We start from the raw sequence: 21671 nt of genomic DNA on the forward strand, positions 1-21671 counted from the left end.
CGCCTATCGGCTGCGCGAGGGCGCCACTTCCGCTTCGAGGGCGCCAGTTGCAGGTGTAGCCCTCGCTCGGGTGTAGCCCTCTCGTTGGGGAGGGGGAGGGGGCTAGGTGCGGAGGACGATGTTCTCGGGTTCCTCGTCCGCCAGGAGGTGGTCGATCTGGCGGCGGACCAGGGCTGCCATGCGGGGGAGCATCGCGCCGGAGGCTCCGCCCACGTGGGGGGAGATGAGGACGTTCGGGAGTGACCACAGCGGGTGGTCGGCGGGGAGCGGCTCGGGGTCCGTCACGTCGAGCGCGAGGCGGATCCGGCCCTCGGTCGCGTGGCGCACGAGGGCGTCCGTGTCGGCGACGGGGCCGCGCGCCACGTTGACCACGAGAGCGCCGTCGGGGAGAGCCGAGAGCACGTCCTCGCCGACGAGACCGGTGGTGGCGGGCGTGAGGGGTGTCACGACGATCACGATGTCGACATCGGGCAGGAGCTCCGGAAGGTCCTCGACGCCGTAGATGTGCCCGCGGTCGTCGGATCGCGGCTTCGACGCCACGCGCACGACGGAGACCTCGAACGGCAGCAGGCGGTCCTCGATCGCACGGCCCACACCGCCGTAGCCGAGGATCATGACGCGACGGTCCGCGAGTCCGGGATGCATGCGGCTCTTCCACGTGCCCGTCTCGGCGTTGCGGACGAAGTCGGCGAGCCCGCGCTGGGCCGCGAGGGTGAGGGCGAGCGTGAGCTCGGCGGTGGCCGTCTCGTGCACGGTGCTCGCATTCGCGAACGTGATGCCGGCCGGCAGGAGCTCCTCGACACCGTCGTAGCCGATCGACTGCGACTGCACGAGTCGGTTCTCCACCTCTCCGACGCGCCCGAGCCGGCTGCTGCCACCCATGTACGGCGGCACGATCAGGTCGATGCGCTCGCGGGGCGGGTCGCTCTGGAAGTCCCATTCCACGATCTCGACGCCGGCGGGAACATCTCCCACGGCGTTCGCGAGGCGGGCATCGGGGACGCTGACGATGAGGGAATCTGTCATGTCTCCGACCCTAGCGGCCACGTCCGACAGCTTCGGGGGATTGCATGCGACGGCTCTCGTCTCACGCTCCGCGCGGGTGGCAATCGGATGCCACACCGGGCCATTCGTCACATCTCGAAATTGATACTTGTGCATTCAGATCGTTCGTCTCATACTCGATCCCGTACAGTGATCGGTTTTCAGATCCGGATCCCGACGCTCGTACCGCAGAGCTCAATGGTGAGAGGACCGGCAATGACAACATCGAGTGGATCAGCCGCAGGAATGCCGTCCGGCATGACGGTGGCGACGGCGACCGCGCAGAACGACGCAGTGTTCCATGAACCGACGGAGCCGGCGAAACGGAGCTACGTCGCGTGGCTGCTCATCGCACAGCTGGTCTTCTTCATCGCCCTCCTCGGACCGGCGATCGTCGGCATCGGGCTCAAGATCCAGTCTCTCGTCGACATCGGGGAGATTTCCCAGAACGGGGCGACCGGAGCGGCGGCCGTGCTCGGCGGATTCGGGGCTCTCTTCGCCACCATCGCCAACGTCGTCTTCGGGCGCCTCTCCGACCGCACGACGAGCCGCTTCGGCCGTCGACGCATCTGGATCGTCGCGGGTACCGTCATCATGACCGTCGCCTTCGTCATCATGGCGGTCGCGCCGAACCTCCTCTGGGCGACCGTCGGCTGGTCGCTCGCCCAGCTCGGCGCGAACATGGCCCTCGCGCCGTTCATCGCGACGATCGCCGACCAGGTGCCGAAGTTCCAGCGGGGCAAGATCACGGCGTCGCTCGGCATCGCGCAGAACGTCGGTGTTCTCGGCGGAACCTACGTGGCGCAGGCCTTCGTCGGGAACCTCGTGATCATGTTCGTGGGACCGGCCGTCCTGGCCATCATCGTCATGGTGATCTTCGTCGTCGTGCTGCCCGACCGTCGCCTGCCCGTCCGTCCGCCGCGGGCTACCTTCCGCGACTGGGCCGAGACGTTCTGGGTCAGCCCGCGCAAGAACCCCGACTACGCGCTCGCCTGGTGGTCGCGGTTCCTCATCACGTTCGCGAGCTTCGGATTCACGACCTTCCGCTTCTTCTACCTCCTCAACCACGTCGGAGTGCCCGAGGCGGACATCCCCGGCGTCATCACGACGAGCGTGCTCATCTACACGGTCGCCCTCATCGGCGCGAGCTACTTCGCCGGCTGGCTGTCCGACCGCATCGGTCGCCGCAAGGTCTTCGTCTGGAGCTCGACGGCACTGTTCGCGATCGGAACGTTCGCGCTCATCTTCGTGAACGACGTCAGCGGCTTCTACGTGCTCGAGGCGCTCCTCGGCATCGCCTTCGGCATCTACGTGGGCGTCGACCTCGCCCTCGTGGTGGACGTGCTGCCCGACCCGGAGAACTCCGGCAAGGACCTCGGCGTGTTCAACATCGCCAACGCGCTGCCCCAGACGATCGCGCCCCTCATCGGCGGAATCCTGGTCTACGTGAGCGACCCGACGGGCAACAATTACGCCCTGTGGTTCTCCGTCTGCGCAATAGCTGCAATCGTGGGTGCAGTGGTCATCTTCCCCATCAAGAAGGTCAGGTGAGCGCGCACGCGTTCTCCGACCATCCATCGAAAGGTTCCATCCCCATGGCACTTCCCCTCGCATCCGTCCAGCTCTACACGCTGGCCAAGGAGTTCACCGAGGACCCGAACGGCTCGCTCGACAAGCTCGCCGCCATCGGCCTGAAGAACGTGGAGGCGTTCGACTTCGTCGGTCGTCCCGCGGAGATCCGCGCCGCTCTCGACGCGAGCGGCCTGTCGTCGCCGACCGGCCACGCCCCGCTGCTCTCCGACGAGCTGTGGACGCCTGACGGCTCCATCCCCACGCCCGCTCCGGAGGTCGTCTTCGAGGCGGCAGCCACCCTCGGTATGAAGACGGTGATCGACCCGTTCGTCGCCGCCGACCGCTGGCTCACCGAGGACGGTGTCGCGGACATCGCCGATCGCCTCAACGCTGCTGCCGAGGTCGCCGCGACGTTCGGCCTCTCCGTCGGGTACCACAACCACGCGCAGGAGTTCATCGCGTCCTTCGACGGCCAGACGGCGTACGAGCGCTTCGTCGCGACGACGGACCCGCGCGTCCAGATCGAGCTCGACCTCTTCTGGGCGCTCACCGGCGGCCAGGACGGACCGGCGCTCGTCTCGAAGCTCGGCTCGCGCCTCGTCGCCGTGCACGTGAAGGACGGCATCGCGCCGGCCGAGAACCCCTTCGCCCCGGGCGCTGCGGCGTTCGGTTCGGAGACGCTCGACCAGCGTCGACCCGGCGAGGGCGACGTGCCGCTCGTCGCGTCGCTCGCGGCCGGTGAGGGCGCCATCCAGTACGCCGTCATCGAGTACGACAACGCTACGGGCGACGTCTTCGCGGACATCCAGGCGAGCTACGACTTCCTCGTGAAGGGCGGGTACGCGGCATGAGCGGGCCCATCGGAGTCGGCGTCATCGGCGCCGGAGTCATCAGCGACACCTACCTCGAGAACCTGAAGTCGTTCCCCGACGTCGAGGTCCTCATCGTCGGCGACCTCATCGAGGAGCGGGCGAAGAGCCAGGCGGAGAAGCACGGAGTGCCCGCGTGGGGCTCCGCAGGCGACGTGCTGGGCCACGCCGACGTGCAGGTCGTCGTGAACCTCACGATCCCCGCTGCGCACCTCGAGATCTCGTCCGCCGCGATCGCGGCCGGCAAGCACGTGTGGAGCGAGAAGCCCCTCGGGCTCGACCGCGACGGCGGCGCGCAGCTGCTGAAGGACGCGGCGGCGAAGGGCCTCCGCGTGGGCTCGGCTCCCGACACCATCCTGGGGCCGGGATTCCAGACGGCGAAGCGCGCCATCCAGGAGGGCGTCATCGGCGAGCCGATGTTCGCGACGACCACCTTCCAGACCGTCGGTCCGGACCTCTGGCACCCGAGCCCCGCGTTCCTCTTCGCGCAGGGCGCCGGCCCGCTGCTCGACATGGGTCCGTACTACTTCAGTGGCCTCGTGAGCCTCTTCGGCCCGGTGGAGCGGGTCGCGGCGCTCGGCCGCAAGAAGGCCGAGGAGCGCGTGATCCACTCGGGACCCGACGCCGGCACGACCTTCCCCGTCGAGGTGCCGACGTCGCTGCAGGTGCTCACGTCGTTCGCGGCCGGCCAGCAGGCGTCGAGCCTCCTGAGCTTCGACTCCGCGCTCGAGCGTCACGGCATCTTCGAGGTGCACGGCACGGAGGGCTCGCTCATCGTTCCCGACCCCAACCAGTTCGAGGGGCGTAGCGCGTACGTCACGGCGCGCACCTCGCTCTCCGACGGCGATTGGGGAGAGCAGGAGTGGACCGAGATCGAGCAGAAGGGCACGGTCGTCGGTCGCGGCCTCGGCCTGCTCGACATGGTCCGCGCGATCGCCGAGGACCGGCCGCACGTCGCCACCGGTGAGCTCGGCTACCACGTGCTCGACGTCATGCTCTCCGCGCAGGAATCGGCGGCGAGCGGCGAGTTCGTCCGCATCGACAGCTCGATCTCCGCGCCGGTTCCGTCCGTGCCGGTCGACTTCGACCCCTTCGCGCAGACCCTGTAGCGAGTCCCGGCACTCCCGCGACGTGCGGGCTCTCGTCCCCGATCCGACCGGACCGGCGACGAGAGCCCGCACTGTCGCGAGAGGGGGATGTCAGTCGCGCCCGGTGATCGCTCGACGGATCTGCTCGATCGGCACCTTCGGCTCGCGCTCGGCCGTGAGGAGTCCGTTCGTCTCCTGCATCGTGTCCGTGAGCTGCGTGTAGCAGGACCCGGCGAGGAACGAGCTCGCGCGGATGCCGTCGTAGAGCGCGCCGATGCGGGCGATCCAGTCGTCCCCGCTCTCCGCCGCCGTGTAGCCCCAGGCGTCCTCGCGGCGAGCTCCCGGCTGGTAGGTGACGCCGCCGAACTCGGTGAGCATGATGGGTTGCCCGCGGTCCTCCGCGTCGCCCACGAGGATGCGCCGCCCGGCCGGTCCGCGGCCGTAGAGCAGCCGCGCGCGCGCGTCGTCGTCCGCGTAGGTGCGGCCGAGGGCCTCGCCGTCGCCCTCGTAGTCGTGCACCGTGAGGATGTCGGACCCGACATGCTCCCAGCCGTCGTTGGAGATCACCGGCCGCGACGGATCGAGGGCGCGGGTCACGTCGGCGAGCGAGCGGGCGTACGCCTGCTGGGCGCGGTTCGTCGCGATGTGCTGCACTCCCCAGCTCTCGTTCGCCGGCACCCACGTGACGATCGACGGGTGGGACACGTCGCGCTCGACCGCGTCCATCCACTCCCGCATGAGGCGCTGCACCGCGGTGGGGGAGAAGGCATAGGCGCCGGGCGCCTCTCCCCACACGAGCAGCCCGAGACGGTCGGCCCAGTAGAGGAAGCGAGGATCCTCGATCTTCTGGTGCACGCGCGCGGCGGTGAAGCCGAGCTCCTTGATGAGCTCGACCTCACGCCGATGAGCGTCGTATGAGGGTGCGGCGATGTGCGAGTCGGGCCAGTAGCCCTGGTTCAGCACGGAGCGCACGTCGTACGGCAGTCCGTTGAGGAGGAAGACGCCGGCGTCGATGCCGACGGTCCGCATCCCCAGGTACGAGGCGACCACGTCGACCTCCTCGCCCGTCGGCGTGACGAGGGCCACCGTCGCGTCGATCAGCCGCGGCCGCTCGGGACTCCAGTGCAGCTCGTCCTCCGCCTGCCCGTTGGTCTGGCGCACGACGGGGATCACGAGGTCGAACACGTCGGCGGCCACCGGCAGTGTCGACTCGACCGTGCCGAGGTGCTCGCCCCGCTCGTCCCACCACAGCGAGACGCGGATGCGCGAGCCCGCCGCCGCCGCGCCGCGGAGCCTGACCCCCAGCTCGATCCGCGCGTGGTCGAGCGGCACCCAGCGGAGGGTTCGGATGGAGGTCTCGGGCACGGCCTCGAGCCACACCGTCTGCCAGATGCCGGTCGTGCGGCGGTACCAGATCGCGTGCGCGTCCTCGTGCCAGTCCTGCTTGCCGCGCGGCTGGGTGAGGTCGTGAGGGTCGTCCTCGGCGCGCACCACGAGGGTGTGGTCGTCGCCCGTCGAGACGAGGTGCGTCACGTCGAACGAGAACGGGGTGTGTCCTCCCTCGTGCTCGCCGACGAACGCGCCATCGATCCACACGCTCGCGCGGTAGTCGACCGCGCCGAAGTGCAGCAGCACGCGCGGGGAGTCGGCCGAGAGGCCCGCGCTGTCGAGGTCGTCGCTCGTGATGGTGCGGGAGTACCAGACCACGGGGTGGAAGCCGGGTTCGTCGACGCCGGACGCGACGGATTCCGGCGGGAACGGAACGACGATGTCGCGCGCGTCCGGGAAGCCGGCGGCCCATCCGTCAGTCCACTCATTCATGAGACCCGCGGAGGCGTCGTCGTGGCGGAACGACCACGTCCCGTCGAGGTTCGTCCACTGCTCGCGCACGAGCTGGGGGCGGGGATAGGTGCCGTCCTGGCGACTGGCGCGCGGCGGTGCAGTGGACACGGGGGTCGGGGACGACGGAGTCTCTGAAGCCATGTCGAGCAGTTTACAGCGCTGTAAACTACGGTCAACGGTAACCTGCGAGGATGCACCAGGTCACACTCAAGGACGTCGCGCAGCGCGCCGGCGTCTCGATGAAGACCGTGTCGAACGTGGTGCGCGGCTTCCGTCACGTGAGTCCGGCGATGCGGGAACGCGTGCAGGCCGCGATCGACGAGCTCGGGTATCGCCCCAACCGCATCGGCCGGAACCTCGCCACCGGCCGCTCTCACATGCTCGGGCTCGCGTTCCCCGACCTCCGCCGCCCCTACTTCGCGGAGCTCGCCCACGTGTTCGCCCGCGTCGCCGAGGAGCGCGACTACAGGCTCCTGCTGATGGAGACGGGCGGAACCGAGGACGGCGAGCAAGCGGTGCTCCACGATCGCGAGGCCGGCATCGTCGACGGCCTCGTGATGCACCCGCAGGCGCTCTCCGCCGAGCGGCTCGACGAGCAACGGAGAGGCGTCCCCATCGTCTTCCTCGGCGAGGATCCGCCGCCGGTCGGAGCCGATCAGGTGGCGATCGACAACGTCGTGGCCGCCGAGGAGGCCGTCCGGCACCTCGTCGCCTCGGGTCGCACGCGTATCGGCTTCCTCGGCCACGAGGCTGGGACGCTCTCGCGCACATCCAGCCTCCGACTCGAGGGGTACCGGAACGCGCTCGAGGCCGCGGGGCTCCCCGCCGACCCGTCGCTGCTCGTTCCGCGCGACGGCGTCGCGGCCGTGGGGGCGGAGGCGGCCCTCGCCGCGGCGCTCGACGGTGGACTGCGAGTGGATGCGCTCCTCTGCCGCGAGGACCTCGCCGCCATCGGCGCCCTCCGCGCGCTGCGGCGCCACGACCTCGATGTTCCCGGCGACGTGGCCGTCGTGGGCTGGGACGCGATCGATCTCGGGGAGAGCCTCGTGCCGAGTCTCACGTCCGTCGGCCCCGACACCCGAGCCCTCGCGGAGCGTTCCCTCGACCTCCTCCTCGAACGCCTCGACGGCTTCGACGGGCCCGGCCGCCACGTGACGGTCGGGCACCGGCTCGTGGTCAGGGAGAGTGCCCCCGGGGACTGGTCGCCGCCCCCGGTACGCTCGAGACCGTGAGCTCCTGGACCAGTACCGCGATCGCCCTGCTGGAAGCCGACGCCACGCGCAGCGCCGACACGCACCTGCACATCTTCCCGCTGCCGCGCGAGTGGGGCATCGACCTCTACCTCAAGGACGAGTCGGTGCACCCGACGGGTTCGCTCAAGCACCGGCTGGCGCGGTCGCTCATCCTCTACGGGCTCGTGAACGGTCGCATCCACGAGGGGACGACGCTCGTCGAGGCCTCGAGCGGGTCGACGGCCGTATCCGAGGCCTACTTCGCCCGCATGCTGGGCCTGCCCTTCCTCACCGTCGTACCGCGGTCGACGAGTCCGGAGAAGATCCAGCTCATCGAGTTCGCCGGAGGCCGCTGCCACTTCGTCGACAGTGGGACGGACATGTACGGCGAGGCCGAGAGGCTCGCGGCCGAGAGCGGCGGCTACTACCTCGATCAGTTCACCTACGCCGAACGGGCCACGGACTGGCGGGGCAACAACAACATCGCCGAGAGCGTCTTCTCCCAGCTCGCGCTGGAGCGGCATCCGGTTCCGAGCTGGATCGTCGTGGGCGCGGGAACCGGGGGCACGAGCGCGACCTTCGGCCGCTACGTGACGTACCGCCGCTACCCGACGCGCGTCGCCGTCGTCGACCCCGAGGGCTCGGCCTTCTTCGGCGGCTGGCGCACGGGCGATGCCGGCCACACGACGGGCACGCCGAGCCGGATCGAGGGGATCGGCCGCCCCCGGGTCGAGCCGTCGTTCGTGCCCGGCGTCATCGACGAGATGCTGCAGATCCCGGACGCCGCCTCGATCGCGGCCATCCGGCTCCTGCGCGAGCGCACGCTCCACTGGGCCGGTGGGTCGACGGGCACGAACCTCGTCGGGGCGTTCCAGCTCGTCGCGCGCATGCGCGCCGCGGGCGATGAGGGCAGCATCGTCACCCTCATCTGCGACGGAGGCGCGCGCTACGCCGGCACCTACTACGACGACGAGTGGGTGGCGCGGCAGGGCTGGGACCTCGCCCCGCACCACGAACGGATGGAGCGCTTCCTCGAGACCGGCGTCTGGGGGGACTGAGAACACGCCCTTGGCGCGTCGGCATTCGTCAGGTTAGGCTTTCCTTACCATGACGCTTCTCGACGACCGGACCGAACACGCCCCGATCCCCTTCCGCCTCTTCGAGGTCGAGGTCAAACGGATCGAGACGATCAGCCCGACGTATCGTCGCGTCACCTTCACCGGTCCGCTCTGCGACGGCATCGCCGACAATCGCTACGACCAGCGCATCAAGTTCCTGCTCCCCACGGAGACGGCGAGCGTCGACGAATTCTCCCTCGAGCCGACCACCTGGTACCAGCGCTGGCGCGAGCTGTCGGACGAGAAGCGCATGCCGATGCGCACGTACACGATCCGCGAGGTGCGCTCGGAGCTCGCCGAGTTCGACGTGGACATCGCCCTGCACGGTCGCCTCGGCCCGGCGTCGTCCTGGGTGCTCGACGCGCAGCCCGGAGACCGCATCATCGTCAACGCGCCGTGCGCGCACTACCCCGACGTGCACGGTGGAGTGGACTGGCACGCCCCGGAGCGCGTCGATCGGGTGATGCTCGCCGGTGACGAGACCGCCGCTCCGGCGATCGCCGGCATCCTCGAGCGGCTCCCCGCCGACGCGTGCGGCATCGCCGTCATCGAGGTGCCGCACGCCGACGATGCCGTCGTGATCCGCAGCGCTCCCGAGCACGTCGAGGTCGTCATCCTGGCCCGCGGCGACGCGAAGGTCGGAACGCTCCTCGAGCCGGAGCTGCGCCGCCGCGCGCCGCGCGTGCTGGAGGAATGCGAGCTCATCGCGCGGGCCGAGCGCATCGCGAACGCACCCCTCGAAGACGTCGACATCGACGCCGGGCTGCTGTGGGAGGTGCCCGTCTCCGAGACCGGCGGCGCCGCCCTCGGTGAGCGCGCGCCGTTCTACGCGTGGCTCGCGGGGGAGGCGAGCGTCATCAAGACGCTGCGCCGCCTCCTCGTCTCCGAACTCGGCGTCGACCGCCGTTCCGTCGCCTTCATGGGGTACTGGCGAGAGGGCCGCCCGGAACTCGGCGGCTGACCGGCACGCCCTTGCGGCTCAACCCGCGAGGAGCGCGTCGATCTGCGACACGGCCTCGCGCATGCCTTCTTCCATGCCCATCTCCGTGAGCTGCTGGAGCTGCTCGATGCTCTCGAAGCGCGTCACGATCGTCATCCGGGTCCGCTCGTCGCCCGCCGAGTCGAGCTCGGCCGACATGTGGGAGACGGGCATATCGCGCGAGCGCTCGCCGTTCTCGTCCGCGAAGTAGTCGTCGAAGGCGAGGGAGGACGGCTCGTCCACGGCCGTGAACTCCCACTCGCCCGCGGCGGTGTCGCCGTCTGGGCCGGTCATGTAGTAGCGGGTGGTCCCTCCGGGGCGCAGGTCGTGCGCCGTAAAGGTGGCCGGCCAGGTGGGCGGTCCCCACCAGCGCTCGAGCTGGCGCGGGTCCGCCCACAGCTGCCAGACGCGGGCGGTGTCTGCCGCGAACTCCGCGACGAGCGTCATCGTGAGCTCGCCGGTGTCGATGTCCGTGCTGATGACGGGCATGGTGTCTCCTCAGGGTCGGTCGTCGGCGTCCGTCTGCGGCGGGTCGTCGGCGAGGATATCTTCCATCCGGTTCACGCGCTGTCGCCAGAGGGTCTCGAAGTGCTCGAGGAGGGCGCTCGCGCGTCGGAGAGTCGTCACGTCCGCGTGGACGATCTGCTCCCTCCCGTTCTTCTGCTTGACGACGAGGTGCGCGCGCTCGAGCACGGCGACGTGTTTCTGCACGGCCGCGAAGCTCATCGCGTACTGCGACGACAGCCTCGAGACCGACATGCCTTCCACGAGGACACGCTCGACGATGTCCCGGCGGGTGGCGTCCGCCAGGGCGAGGAAGAGACGGTCGGTCTCCTCCTGGGTCAGCTCATCTACAACCATTTGGTTGTATGTTACGACGTGCTTCCGCGACTGTCGAGAGGGAGTCGTCGAGAGGGGATCGTCGAGAGGTCAGGCGCGAGCGGAGAACCGGGCGGGGAGCGGCGGCACGCGCAGCCAGTCCGTGCGGCGGTCGCCGTTGCGGTCCGTCCAGTCCACGAAGACCGTTCCTGTCGTGACGACGGCGGCGATCGATCCCGGCTCGTCGACCGAGGCGACGAGGAGGCGGCCCGAGCGGGCGAGGCGTGCCGCGGAGATGCTCTCGCCCGCGGGGGAGTCGACCGAGACGTCGTGAGCGGCCCGTCGGCCGGCGTTGCCGATGGCGAGTCCGGACGGGGTGTGGAGCTCGCCCGTGACGACCGGATCGACCCACGTGAGGAAGAGCTCGGCCTCCGACGTTCGGCGCGGGCGGCTGACGTCGCGTCGCTCGACGATCGCGGGTGCGGCGGCCGGAACGGGAGTTGCGTCAATACGGTCGATGCTCATGGTGTCTCTCTGGCGAACGTCACGCCCGGCGACGGGCGCGGCCAGCGGAACACGCGGCTCTCTCATTGCATCCCACCGGCAGCGAGCCGGCACCCCCCAATGCCGGTGACATCGGAGCTCGCCTGCACTCGACGGTGCGTCGAATCAAGGCCCCCGTCGGTGGAGGCGACCGCGGCTGGAAGACGCCATCATGGGGATGCCGGGGTGACGATCCGCCCCGCATCGTGGAGGTCGTTGTGCCGTTGTTCGAGCAGGAGGCGACGCCGCGCGGTCGGCTGCGGGTATTCGTCCGAGCGCAGCTTCCCCTGCTGCTGGCGACGGTCTTCGTGTTCGTGGTCGCCGTCGTCGCGGTGCCGTCGGCATTGACGAGCTCCGTGTTCCTCCTCGGCGTCGGATCGATCGTGGCGGCGTCGATCGCGGCTGCGGCCGTGCCGTGGGAGACAGTCTCTCCCTCCTCGCTCATCTCCGTGGCCGTCGTCGACATCGCTGGTGTGGCGTTCATCCGGGCGGAACTCCTCGACGACATCCCCTCCATCGGCATGCTCGCGATCTTCCCCATCCTGTGGCTCTCGTACGGGTTCGGTCGTCCGGCGATCCTGCTCGCCGTGGGTGGCGCTCTCTTCATCACCTCGTACGAATTCGCCTACAACGGCACCTGGCCCTCGACCGCTCTGCAGTGGGCCAACGTCATCACCTTGCCCGCTCTCATCATCGCCGTGGCGATCGTCGTCAATGTCGCGTCCTCTCAGCTCCGACGGAATCGGCAGCGGTTGCTCGTCGCGCTCGACTCCCAGGCGAAGGCGCTGCGCGACTCCCACGACAACGAGCTGTTGTCGCGCGCGATCCTCGACACCGTCACGGCCGGCGTCGCGTTCTACGATGCGGACAATCGGCTCGTCGTCGCGAACGACTCAGCCTCCGCTCTCGTCGGACTCGTCGGGTTCCGGCTCGACGAGCCGCCGTACGCCGGCGTGAACGTCCTCGCCGCCGACCGCACCACGACGATCCCCTTCGACCAGCAGATCATCCCGCGGGCACTCCGCGGCGAGGCGATCGACGAGCACGTCGAGTGGCTCGGTCCGGCCGGTGCCCAGGTGGCCATCATGGCATCCGCGCGTCGGGTCCATCGCCCCGACGGGGACCTCCTCGGCACGGTGATCGTGGCCTACGACATCACCGAGCTCGCCCAGGCGATCGACATCCGGGAGGAGTTCCTCACGACGGTCTCGCACGAGCTCCGCACGCCGCTCACGAGCATGACCGGCTATCTCGAGCTGCTGGAGGACTCGCTGGCGGTGACGGACACGACGAGCGCCCGCTATCTGGAAGTGATCTCGCGCAATACGAAGACCCTGCGCGACCGCATCGCCGACCTCCTCGCGGCGACGGAGTCCGAGACAGTCGTCGACCCGCGGTCGATCCATCTGGGTGCGATCGTCGACGACGCGGTGAGCGCGGTGTCGGAGCTCGCAACGGCGCGGGGACACCTCGTCGACGTCCGGCGCACGCACGCCGCGACGGCCTGGGTGCAGGGGGACCCGGGGCAGCTGCGGCAGGCGTTCACCGAACTCCTGACCAACGCGATCAAGTTCAGTCCGCCGGAGTCGCGCATCACGGTCGAGCTGGACACCACGGACGCCGAGGTCATCGTCTCGGTGCACGACCGCGGGCCCGGGCTCGACCGGGGAGAGCGTGCCCAGATGTTCGACCGCTTCTACCGGACCCCGTTCGCTCGATCGAGTGCGATCCAGGGGTTCGGCCTCGGGCTCGCGATGGTGAAGAACACGATCGACGGTCACCGGGGCCGCGTGAGTGTGGCGAGTGCGGAGGGTCGAGGATCACGGGTCACCGTGGCGATCCCCCGCGACAAGACCGTCTGACGGACACCTGCACACCGGTGAGCCGGCGAAACATCTTCCTGCGGCCGGTTCCGGCGGCTACCGAGGTTCAGCGGGCGGCGTAGTGGGCCGCGAGCCGCGAGAGCCCCTCGTCCAGCGTGACCGACGGCGTCCAGTCGAGGTCGCGGCGGGTGTCGCGCTGGTCGAACCAGTGGGCCGTGGAGAGCTGCTCCGCGAGGAAGCGCGTCATGGGCGGCTCGTCGGTGCCGGGACGGATCGCCCACACGCGCTCGATCGCGGATCCCGCGGCGCGCGCGAGCCCGGCGGGTACGCTCCATCGCGGCGGGGTGACGCCGGCGGCCAGGCAGATCCCCGCGAGCAGGTCACCGACGGGACGGGGCTCCCCGTTCGTGATCACGTACGCGTTGCCGTGCGCTACGTCCGCGCGGTGCAGGGCGGCGACGATCGCCGAGGCCGCATTGTCGACGTAGGTCGAGTCGATGAGGGCCGTGCCGCCGTCGAGCAGGGGGAGGCGCCCGCGGCGCGCGCGGTCGACGATCCGCTCCACGAGCTGCGTGTCGCCCGGGCCCCACACGAGGTGCGGACGGACGGCGACCACACGCATCGCGGCGGAGTCGCGAGCGAGGGCCACGAGCTCGGCCTCGGCCTTCGTGCGCGCGTAGTCGCCCCGCGCGTGCTCCGGTGACGCGGGCTCGGCGCCGACGCCCGCGAGAGCGGAGCCGGCGTGCGCCACGGACGGGGAGGACACCTGGACGAACCGCGAGACGCCCGCGCGCTCGGCGGCGTCGAGCAGCAGTCGCGTGCCGCCCACATTGACGGTGTGGAACTCGCGCGGGTCACCCGCGAGCGACACCTTGGCCGCGAGGTGCACGACGCCCTCGACGCCGTCGACCGCCCGATCGACGAGCTCCGGATCCGTGACGGATCCCAGCACGTCCGTCACTCCGGAGACGCCGGTGGGACGCCGCTGCAATGCGCGGACCGTGTGGCCGGCGGCGACGAGCTCGGCCGCGACCGCTCCGCCGAGGAAGCCCGATGCACCCGTGACGAGGACGATCACGGCGCGGTCGGCTTCCCGCCCGAGAGGGTGCGCTCCGCCCACACGGACAGCCGCGAGCGGTCGATCTTCGAATTGTGGCGGATGTCCGTGGGCAGCTGCGGCACGACGAGCACCGCGACGATCGGGAGCGACGTGCTCTCGCGCACGGCGCGCGTCAGCTCGGGGGAGGCGAGGCCAGGGCGCCCGGCCGACGGAAGCGTCTCGACGACGGCGACCGCCTGACGCAGTCCCTCAGGGCCGACGCCGACAACGGCGGCGCGGCGCACCTCCGCGATGCGTTCCACGTCCTGCTCGGCCCCCACCGGCGCGACCGGACCGTCGGAGGCGACAATCACGTGCTGCAGGCGCCCCTCCACCCAGACGCGGCCGTCGGCGTCGAGGTGTCCGACGTCACCCGTGCGGTGCCAGCGCTCGCCGGACCCGGCGTCGGAGGCGGACGGAGTGCCGCGCTCCGCGGTGCGGTCCGTGAGCCAGAGCCGGTCGTAGTGGTCCTTGAGGTGCGGGGCGGAGATCACGAACTCGCCGAGGACACCAGCGTCTGCGCTCGGTTCGCCCGTCGCCTTCCCCGAGGCGTCGAGCGCGCTCACGAGCACGCGGTTCGATCCGATGGGGCGTCCGACGCACACGCCGTCGTCCGGAGCGTCGGCTGCGACGCGGATGCCGTCGAGCGTGACGTCGGTCACGAGGAGGCACTCCGTCATGCCGTAGGGGGTGTGGGGCGTCGCGTTCGGCATGAGATCGGCGGCCGAGGCGAGAAGCTGCTCCCCGATCGGCGCCCCCGTGGAGAGGAACGTGCGCACGCGGGCGAGCGCCGCGCGGTCCTCCGCCGTGAGAGCGTCCGCCGTGGCGACGACGTTGAGGATCGCGGCGGGGGAGAGGAACACGATCTTGCCGTCGGACGCGCGCACCGCTGCGGCGACGGCCGATGCCGTGAGGGTGCGCGGAGCGGACACGTCCATGTCGGGTGTCACGGAGTGGGTGCCGAGGGCCGGCCCGAGCAGCGCGAAGGGGGCGAAGCCCGTGACGAGGCCGGTGTCCGGAGTCACCTCGAAGTGCGCGGCGAGGACGTCGCGCAGGGCCGAGAGCTCGCCGTGCGTGTAGACGACGCCCTTCGCGGGGCCCGTGGAACCGGAGGTGAAGAGGATCGCGGCCTCGTCGTCCGGGCCGGGCGGAGCCGGGATGGGGGCGCCGGTGCCGCGCTCGAGGATGTCGGCGAGGCTGTGCGGGACGCCGAGCGTCGCCCGCGACGCCCGGGGCAGTCGCGCCGTGGAGATGCGGACTCCTGGCCAGCCGAGCGCCCGTGCCGCGGACAGGCCGAGCGCCTCGCCGATGACGAAGTCGGGCCAGGAGCCGCGCACGGCGCGCGTGAGTCCCTTGAGTCCGAGCCCCGCATCCGCCACCACGACGACCGCGCCGATGCGCAGACACGCGTAGATCACGGCGGTGAGCGTCGGGCCGGGCTGGACGAGCAGCGAGACGCGGTGTCCTTTGCGCACGCCGATGCGGTGGAGGCCGGCGGCGATGCGGCGCACGCGGTCGTCGAGCTGCGCCCAGCTGACGTGCAGCGGGGTGTCGCGGCCGCGCGGTGCCATGTCGATGACGGCGATCGCATCGTCCGTGCGGCGGTCGTCGAGGCCGCGCCACAGGGGCACGAACGGCGGCGCGTCGGGCGAGGTGGTCGGTCGCGCGGCTGCCTCGCGCGGCGACGAGTCGTCGATCCCCGAGAGCCGAGCCCCGTTGTCCTCCAGCCAGTCGATCACGGCGGTGGCGTACGGGCGGTCCTCCGCGACGAGGTGGCTCGCTCCCTCGAAGCGGTGCACGTCGGCGTGCGGCATCCGGTCGACGAGATCGTCGAGGTAGCGGTCGCTGAAGATCGGGTCGTTCGGTCCCCAGAGCATGAGGGCCGGGACGTCGAGCCGCGAGACGCCCGCCGCGATGCGCTCGAGCTCGGCGAAGCTCTCGTGCCGTGAGTCCACGGGGATGTCGGCCACGAAGCCGCCGATCGCCTCGCGGCGGTCCGCGGTGCGGTACGGCGCGCGGTACGCGTCCTTCACCTCCGGGGTGAGCGACGGGGAGGCGAGCGCGAGGGTCGTGTCGAGGAAGGCCGTGGTGCGGACGGTGGACGCCGCGAGCATTCCGCGTGCCCCGGCGAGACGGAGCGGCGCGGGGATCGGCACGCCCTCGGGGTGGTGGATCGCCGTGTTGAGCATCATCACGCCGGCGAGCGACCGCGTGTGATCGACGGCCCAGCCGAGCGACACGACCCCGCCCCAGTCGTGGCCGAGGGTCACGATGGGTCCGTCGAGGGCGAGCGCCTCGGTGAAGGCGGCGAGGTCGGAGACGCGCTGGTGGAGCGGGCGGTGCACGCCGGTGCGCTCCGAGAAGCCCATGTCGAGCTGGTCGACGGCCACGACGCGCCACGCCGGGCGGCCCGCCTCGGCCGCGGCGACCGTCTCGGACACGACGCGCCGCCACAGGTACGACCACGTGGGGTTGCCGTGCACCGCGAGGATCGTGCCGGCCGTCATGATGCCGCGCTCCGACAGGTATGGCCCCGTGTCGAGGTGGTGCCAGACGCGCGAACGGCCCGCGTCGACGCCACGACCGGGAACCGTGAGGAGCCTGCTGAAACGGGGGTCGAGCCCCGGGAGTCCGGAGGGGGGAAGCGAAGCTTCCATCACCACGCGAGCCCCATGGAGCACCGGCGCGTCGTCGAGCACTCCGGGTCCTGAATCGTTGCGCAGGCTCTGTTCAAGAGAGCGATCACCACGCGAGCTCCATCATCGCCGTGTTGAGGCCCGAACCGACGCCCATGAGCAGCACGCGGTCGCCCTTCTTGAGGGTCTCCTGCTCCTCCACGAGCGTGATCGGGATCGACGCGGGGCCGACGTTGCCGAATCTGCCGAACGTGGTGGGCACGCGGTCGCGGTCGAGCTTCGCGGCCTTCACGATCGCGTTGGTGTGCACCGACGACACCTGGTGGGTGATGTAGCGGTCCATCTTCGACCAGTCCCACTCGGTCGACGCTTCCTTCCACGCGGACACGACGAGGTCCAGTCCGCCCTTGAGGAGAGCCTTCGCGTCGGTGAACATGCCGTCGACGCTTCCCACGCACAGCTCGTGGAACTGGGTGGCCGCGCGCGTGACGCCGCCGAGGATGCGGTGTCCGCCGGGGTGCTCGTCGGCGCGGCCGAGAACAGCGGCGGCCGAGCCGGAGCCGAGCGTGAGGGACGCGAACTCGCTCATGAAGCCCTCGCGGTCGACGTCCTCACGGAGCAGGCGGTCGATCGTGTTGGTCTGGATGTCGTCGGCGTCCTCGCCGTTCACGACGATCGCGTACCGGATCTGGCCGGACTCGATCATGCTCGCCGCGAGGCTCATGCCGTTGACGAAGCCGAGGCACGCGTTGGCGACGTCGAAGTTGATGGCCGAGCTGGGGAGACCGAGGCCGTGGTGGAGGCGAACGGCGACGGAGGGCTCGAGGTGCTTGCGGGTGACGGAGGTGTTGATGAGGAGGCCCACATCGGACGGGTCGACCCCGGCCTCGGCGAGTGCGCGCTTGCCGGCGGTGATCGTGGCGTCGTCGGTGCTCTCGCCCTCCGCCCAGTTGCGGCGCTCGAGGACACCGGCGACACGGCGCAGCAGTCCGCTGTGCAATTTGAGTCGTTTGAGGGCGGACGCGAGGCGAGCCTCGATGTCGTCCGAAGTGGTCACCCGAGTGGGCAGTGTGCTCGCGACGGACAACAGGGAGACGTTGTCGAAGCGGGTCGTCGCATTTCCTGTCACGAATCCTCCGTCGAACGAGCCGTCACGCTCGTTTCACCAAGGGATCATTTTATCCCTGTGAATATGAACGTCGGGCCATGCGCTCTCAGGTTCCGCCCGGCCCGTCGACGTGCTAGGAGTCGGGCGGCCCTTCGTGCGGGGACGGCGTAGCGTGGAGCGGTGGAATCGAGGACGGCAACCGAAGACGATGTCGACGCGATCGTGGCGCTCGTCGCCCACGCCTACCGCGGCACGGGTGGCGAACCCGGGTGGACGACGGAGGCGCACCTCTTCACGGGGCCGCGTGCCGATGCGGCCCTCGTCCGCGAGACGATGCGGTCCCCGGGGAACACGCTCATCGTCGCCGAGGACCACGGCACGGTCGTCGGGTGCTGCACCGTGACCGATCAGGGAGAGACGGATCAGGGCCGCACCGCCTATTTCGGCCTGTTCGCCGTGTCGCCGAACGTCCAGGGCGCAGGTCTCGGAAAGGCGCTGCTCGCGGAGGCCGAGCGCGTCGCCCGGGAGGTGCTCGGTGCGACCGCCATGATCATGACCGTCATCAGCACGCGGGACGATCTCCTCGCCTGGTACGAGCGCCGCGGCTACAGGCGCACTGGCGAGATCACCCCGTTCCCGGCGGAGCACGCGGTGTTCCTCCGCCCGGGGGTCGTCGTCGAGCTCGAGACCCTCGCGAAGCAGCTCGGCGGCACGACCGTCATCCACGGCACCGATGACCCGTCCAGGGCGCTCGGATAACGTAGGGGGAATGCGACTCCTGCTCATCCGTCACGGCGAGACCCCCGACAATGTGAGCGGCTCGCTCGGCACCGTCATCCCCGGTCCCGGGCTCACCCCGCTCGGCAGCCTCCAGGCCGCGGCGGTGCCGCCGGCGCTCGAGGGTGAGCAGATCGATGCGATCTACGTGTCGCGCATGGTGCGCACGCACCTCACGGCCGCGCCTCTCGCCGCGACTCTCGGCATCGAGCCCGTGGAGCTCCCGGGTATCCACGAGATCAGCGCCGGCCGGCTCGAGGGGCGCTCCGACCTGGAGGCCGTCTACGAGTACATGGGCACGCTGCTGTCGTGGTGGACCGACCCGGAGGCGCGCGTCGGCGAGAGCGGCACGGAGTTCTTCGCGCGATTCGGCGCCGACGTCGAACGGATCGCGGCCGAGCACGACGGCACGGTCGCCCTCTTCAGCCACGGTGCGGCGATCCGCGCGTGGAGCGCGAACGCGGCGGGCAACCTCGACGCGGACAACACCCGCGATCGTGCCCTCGCGAACACCGCGATGGTCGTGCTCGAGGGCTCGCCGTCGGGCGGCTGGGAGTGCGTCTCGTGGCACGACGACCCGCTCGGCGGCACGCAGCTCGAGGACGAGACGGCGCCCGACCCCACGGGCGAGGCCCTCTAGCTCAGGCCGCTGTCCCGACGGCTCGCCGCTCGCCGGCGTCCGCGCGACAGACGGGGGTCTTGACGGCCTACTTGTATTTTGCAAGCATGACCGCCATGAGCCTCTTCATCACCTGCCCGGTCAAGAGCGTCGACCGCGCCACCGCCTTCTACACCGCCCTCGGGTGGACCCGCAACGCCGAGATGTCCGACCACAACGTGTCCTGCTTCGCGATCGCACCCGAGCAGTACGTCATGCTCGGCAGTCGCGAGATGTACGCGAGCGTCGGGGGTGTCGACGATCTGATCGGCGGACCCGAGACCCCCTCCAAGGTCACGGTCTCGTTCGACCTCGGCAGCCGGGAGGCCGTCGACGAACTCGTCGAACGCGCCGGTGCCGCCGGCGGTCGGATCGGCGACACCGACGACTACCCCTTCATGTACCAGCGTCAGTTCGACGACCCCGACGGCTACCACTATTCGCCGTTCTGGATGAAGCCGGAAGCCGACCAGACCGCGTGAGCGACCTCGCGGCGGCCCTCGACGTCGTCGGGGCGCGGTGGGCTCTGCTCATCGTGGAGCGCTTGCTCGACGGGCCGCAGCGTTACGGCGACCTGCAGCGCGACCTGGGAGTGCCGACGAACATCCTCGCGACCCGCCTACGGGAACTGGAGGCAGCCGGCGTGCTGTCCCGGCTGCCCCTCCGGCACAACACCCGCGCCTACGTGCTCACCGATCGCGGGCTCGCTCTGCGCGTCGCGATCGAGGCCCTCGGGCGATGGGGTGCCGAGCGGGCCTAGCGCTGCAGCAGGGCGTCGAGACCCACGGCCATCGCGGCCGCGAGCCTGTAGTCGATGCGTTGGTCGTGCACGTCCACGGTGTAGCGGTCGCGCAGCGAGAACTGGCGCTCGCTCGACATGACGACCTGCCCCGTCTGCTTGTCCGTGAAGTCGAAGTGGAACGAGAACGGCAGGTCGACGAAGCGACGGATGATCGCGATCGCGTGGTTCCGCTCCTGCCCGTACGCCTCGAAGCCGGGGCCGGAGAAGTGGAAGCTCGACCGCAGCAGGCTCGCCTTGAAGTCCTTCTGGAACGAGCCGATCGGGGTGCCGTCGGCGTCGACCACGTCGTACGTGGCCGCCACGTCCATCCGCTGCCTCGCCTTGAAGGAGAAGACGGGCTGCGTGCGCGCCTCGTCGGCGAAGAACGTGACCTGTTCCTTGAACGCGAGCCGCTTCTGCTGCGCCATCGCGATGATCTGTCCCTCGCTGCCGTCGGGGTTCGCGGTGCGGATCTCGTAGCGGTTCACCATCGCGGTGATACGCTGCTTCACGAAGAGGCGCGGGATGTACTGCGGGTGCGGCTGAGGGGCGTTCTGGCTGAACGTCGCGTCGGTCATGGGATCCTCCCGGTCGGTGTGCTCTCCCGACAGTAGAGGTCGGACCGGGTCCGGCACGATGGGCACCGCTGCCCGGCTGCGGCCGCCCCGGACAGGCACCGACGCAGGTCAGGGTGTGTCGAGGCCGTACGTTCGCACGGCGGTGCCGGAGAAGAGCGACTCGCGTTCGTCCTCCGAGAGGGGAGTGGACCACTCGAGCACCGCGTCGAGCCAGCGGTCGTAGGTGGTGTGGCCGCTCGACGCGGGCCAGTCGCTGCCGAACAGGAGCCGATCGGCGCCGAAGGCCTCGAGGGCGGTGTCGAGCCACGGCCGGATGGTGGCCGGCGTCCAGTCCCCGTCTCCCAGCTGCGGGGGCAGCCCGGAGATCTTGCACGTCGTGTTCGAGCGGCGCGCGAGATCGACGAGCGATGATCGCCACGCCCCGAGCGACTCGGGGTGTGCCGCATCCGGCTTGCCGAGGTGGTCGAGCACGATGCGGAGGCCAGGGGTCGCGTCGGCCAGGGCCGTCACGTCGTCGATCTGGTCGTGCGTGACGCACGCGTCGAAGGTGAGATCCCGCTGGGCGAGCAGCCGTACGCCGGTGCGGAAGCCGTCCGACGCCGAGAAGCCGACCGGCTCGGACTGCAGGAGGCGCCGCACGCCGACGACGAGCTCGTGTTCCTTGAGCTCGTCGAGATGCGCCGAGACGGCGTCGCCGTCCTCGAGCGGGGCGAACGCGACGATGCCCACGATCGGGCCGTCGGCCGCGACGGAGGTGACCCACTCCACCTCGGCGATCGCCTGATCGGGGCGGCAGTCGGCCTGCACGAACACGAGGCCGTCCACGTGCTGCGGCGATGGCTTCCGCTCGGCCGCGAGCTCGGCGAAGCCCATGGGGCGGTCGATGTGCGGCTCGTCGCGGAGCCAGGCGTAGTCGAGGCGGGCGGTGTCCCACACGTGCAGGTGCGCGTCGATGATCGTCATGGCCGGTCCTCCGTCCCCGCCGCGTCGTCGCGCCGGTCCGTCGGCCAGTCTTCCAGGATCCGGCGCCATCCACGAGCGTCGCCCCGGCGGCGCGGCCCCGACCCGTCGCCGTGCGCGGGGCCGGGTCTCCTGCCAGGGTGGA

Annotated in this window: 21 protein-coding genes; 11 read left to right on the forward strand and 10 right to left on the reverse strand. The window is 70.5% G+C overall.

What is annotated here, in order from left to right:
* Positions 1-102 precede the first annotated feature (102 nt).
* Positions 103-1026, reverse strand: coding sequence for a 2-hydroxyacid dehydrogenase (locus CLV49_RS08830; RefSeq protein WP_106563215.1), 924 nt, complete (start codon positions 1024-1026; stop codon positions 103-105).
* A gap of 234 nt (positions 1027-1260) precedes the next feature.
* On the opposite strand from CLV49_RS08830, the gene CLV49_RS08835 reads away from it, so the two are divergent.
* From CLV49_RS08835 to CLV49_RS08845, 3 genes are read left to right on the forward strand one after another with little or no spacing between them, the layout of a single operon-like run.
* Entirely contained in the window at positions 1261-2595 is a 1335-nt protein-coding gene (locus CLV49_RS08835; RefSeq protein ID WP_208019805.1) for an MFS transporter, read from the forward strand.
* Between the two features lie 44 nt (positions 2596-2639).
* A complete protein-coding gene (locus CLV49_RS08840; RefSeq protein WP_106563217.1) occupies positions 2640-3467 on the forward strand; it encodes a sugar phosphate isomerase/epimerase family protein in 828 nt (275 codons plus the stop codon).
* Entirely contained in the window at positions 3464-4594 is a 1131-nt protein-coding gene (locus CLV49_RS08845) for a Gfo/Idh/MocA family protein (RefSeq protein WP_106563218.1), read from the forward strand. The genes CLV49_RS08840 and CLV49_RS08845 overlap by 4 nt, the downstream gene beginning before the upstream one ends.
* A 90-nt stretch (positions 4595-4684) precedes the next feature.
* On the opposite strand, the gene CLV49_RS08850 is transcribed toward CLV49_RS08845, so the two are convergent.
* Positions 4685-6556, reverse strand: a complete 1872-nt coding sequence (locus CLV49_RS08850; protein ID WP_106563219.1) for a glycoside hydrolase family 2 protein — start codon at positions 6554-6556, stop codon at positions 4685-4687.
* Positions 6557-6606: 50 nt separating this feature from the next.
* Here CLV49_RS08850 and CLV49_RS08855 point away from each other — a divergent pair, with 50 nt between their 5' ends.
* Genes CLV49_RS08855 through CLV49_RS08865 form a run of 3 tightly spaced genes read left to right on the forward strand, consistent with a single transcriptional unit; the run spans position 6607 to position 9726 of the window.
* The gene (locus tag CLV49_RS08855) at positions 6607-7647 is read left to right on the forward strand and encodes a LacI family DNA-binding transcriptional regulator (protein ID WP_106563220.1); all 1041 of its coding nucleotides are present in this window, start codon (positions 6607-6609) and stop codon (positions 7645-7647) included.
* Positions 7644-8705 (forward strand): L-cysteine desulfhydrase Cds1, encoded by a 1062-nt coding sequence (gene cds1, locus CLV49_RS08860; RefSeq protein WP_106563221.1) that lies wholly within the window; start codon positions 7644-7646, stop codon positions 8703-8705. Before CLV49_RS08855 ends, cds1 begins: the two co-directional genes overlap by 4 nt.
* A 49-nt stretch (positions 8706-8754) precedes the next feature.
* On the forward strand, positions 8755-9726 hold the full coding sequence (locus CLV49_RS08865; RefSeq protein WP_106563222.1) for a siderophore-interacting protein: 972 nt from the start codon (positions 8755-8757) through the stop codon (positions 9724-9726).
* A gap of 18 nt (positions 9727-9744) precedes the next feature.
* On the opposite strand, the gene CLV49_RS08870 is transcribed toward CLV49_RS08865, so the two are convergent.
* From CLV49_RS08870 to CLV49_RS08880, 3 genes are all read right to left on the reverse strand, one after another.
* Entirely contained in the window at positions 9745-10233 is a 489-nt protein-coding gene (locus CLV49_RS08870; RefSeq protein WP_106563223.1) for an SRPBCC family protein, read from the reverse strand.
* 9 nt (positions 10234-10242) lie between these two features.
* Positions 10243-10605, reverse strand: a complete 363-nt coding sequence (locus CLV49_RS08875) for an ArsR/SmtB family transcription factor (RefSeq protein ID WP_106563224.1) — start codon at positions 10603-10605, stop codon at positions 10243-10245.
* Positions 10606-10674: 69 nt separating this feature from the next.
* The gene (locus CLV49_RS08880; RefSeq protein ID WP_106563225.1) at positions 10675-11088 is read right to left on the reverse strand and encodes a hypothetical protein; all 414 of its coding nucleotides are present in this window, start codon (positions 11086-11088) and stop codon (positions 10675-10677) included.
* Positions 11089-11324: 236 nt separating this feature from the next.
* On the opposite strand from CLV49_RS08880, the gene CLV49_RS08885 reads away from it, so the two are divergent.
* Entirely contained in the window at positions 11325-12968 is a 1644-nt protein-coding gene (locus tag CLV49_RS08885; RefSeq protein WP_127054366.1) for a sensor histidine kinase, read from the forward strand.
* Between the two features lie 67 nt (positions 12969-13035).
* On the opposite strand, the gene CLV49_RS08890 is transcribed toward CLV49_RS08885, so the two are convergent.
* The 3 genes from CLV49_RS08890 to CLV49_RS08900 form a co-directional block, all read right to left on the reverse strand.
* Complete coding sequence (locus CLV49_RS08890; protein WP_106564979.1) at positions 13036-14007, reverse strand: NAD-dependent epimerase/dehydratase family protein; 972 nt, start codon at positions 14005-14007, stop codon at positions 13036-13038.
* Entirely contained in the window at positions 14004-16685 is a 2682-nt protein-coding gene (locus CLV49_RS08895; RefSeq protein ID WP_106564980.1) for an alpha/beta fold hydrolase, read from the reverse strand. The genes CLV49_RS08890 and CLV49_RS08895 overlap by 4 nt, the downstream gene beginning before the upstream one ends.
* Before the next feature lie 85 nt (positions 16686-16770).
* Complete coding sequence (locus tag CLV49_RS08900) at positions 16771-17793, reverse strand: 3-oxoacyl-ACP synthase III (RefSeq protein ID WP_106563227.1); 1023 nt, start codon at positions 17791-17793, stop codon at positions 16771-16773.
* Between the two features lie 159 nt (positions 17794-17952).
* On the opposite strand from CLV49_RS08900, the gene CLV49_RS08905 reads away from it, so the two are divergent.
* From CLV49_RS08905 to CLV49_RS08920, 4 genes are all read left to right on the forward strand, one after another.
* Positions 17953-18531: a GNAT family N-acetyltransferase gene (locus tag CLV49_RS08905; RefSeq protein WP_106563228.1), complete on the forward strand. Its 579-nt coding sequence runs from the start codon at positions 17953-17955 to the stop codon at positions 18529-18531.
* A gap of 10 nt (positions 18532-18541) precedes the next feature.
* Positions 18542-19189, forward strand: a complete 648-nt coding sequence (locus CLV49_RS08910; protein ID WP_106563229.1) for a histidine phosphatase family protein — start codon at positions 18542-18544, stop codon at positions 19187-19189.
* Positions 19190-19284: 95 nt separating this feature from the next.
* Positions 19285-19689 (forward strand): VOC family protein, encoded by a 405-nt coding sequence (locus CLV49_RS08915; RefSeq protein WP_106564981.1) that lies wholly within the window; start codon positions 19285-19287, stop codon positions 19687-19689.
* Positions 19686-19967 (forward strand): winged helix-turn-helix transcriptional regulator, encoded by a 282-nt coding sequence (locus CLV49_RS08920; protein WP_106563230.1) that lies wholly within the window; start codon positions 19686-19688, stop codon positions 19965-19967. Before CLV49_RS08915 ends, CLV49_RS08920 begins: the two co-directional genes overlap by 4 nt.
* On the opposite strand, the gene CLV49_RS08925 is transcribed toward CLV49_RS08920, so the two are convergent.
* Together CLV49_RS08925 and CLV49_RS08930 are read right to left on the reverse strand one after the other, a co-directional pair.
* Positions 19964-20566 carry an LURP-one-related family protein gene (locus tag CLV49_RS08925; protein WP_208019804.1) on the reverse strand — a complete coding sequence of 201 codons (603 nt, stop codon included), beginning with the start codon at positions 20564-20566 and terminating at the stop codon, positions 19964-19966. The two genes, CLV49_RS08920 and CLV49_RS08925, sit on opposite strands and share 4 nt — an antisense overlap.
* Before the next feature lie 108 nt (positions 20567-20674).
* Positions 20675-21529: an amidohydrolase family protein gene (locus CLV49_RS08930; RefSeq protein WP_158261937.1), complete on the reverse strand. Its 855-nt coding sequence runs from the start codon at positions 21527-21529 to the stop codon at positions 20675-20677.
* Positions 21530-21671 lie beyond the last annotated feature (142 nt).

It is taken from the genome of Labedella gwakjiensis, from assembly GCF_003014675.1.
Classification (GTDB): Bacteria; Actinomycetota; Actinomycetes; order Actinomycetales; family Microbacteriaceae; genus Labedella; species Labedella gwakjiensis.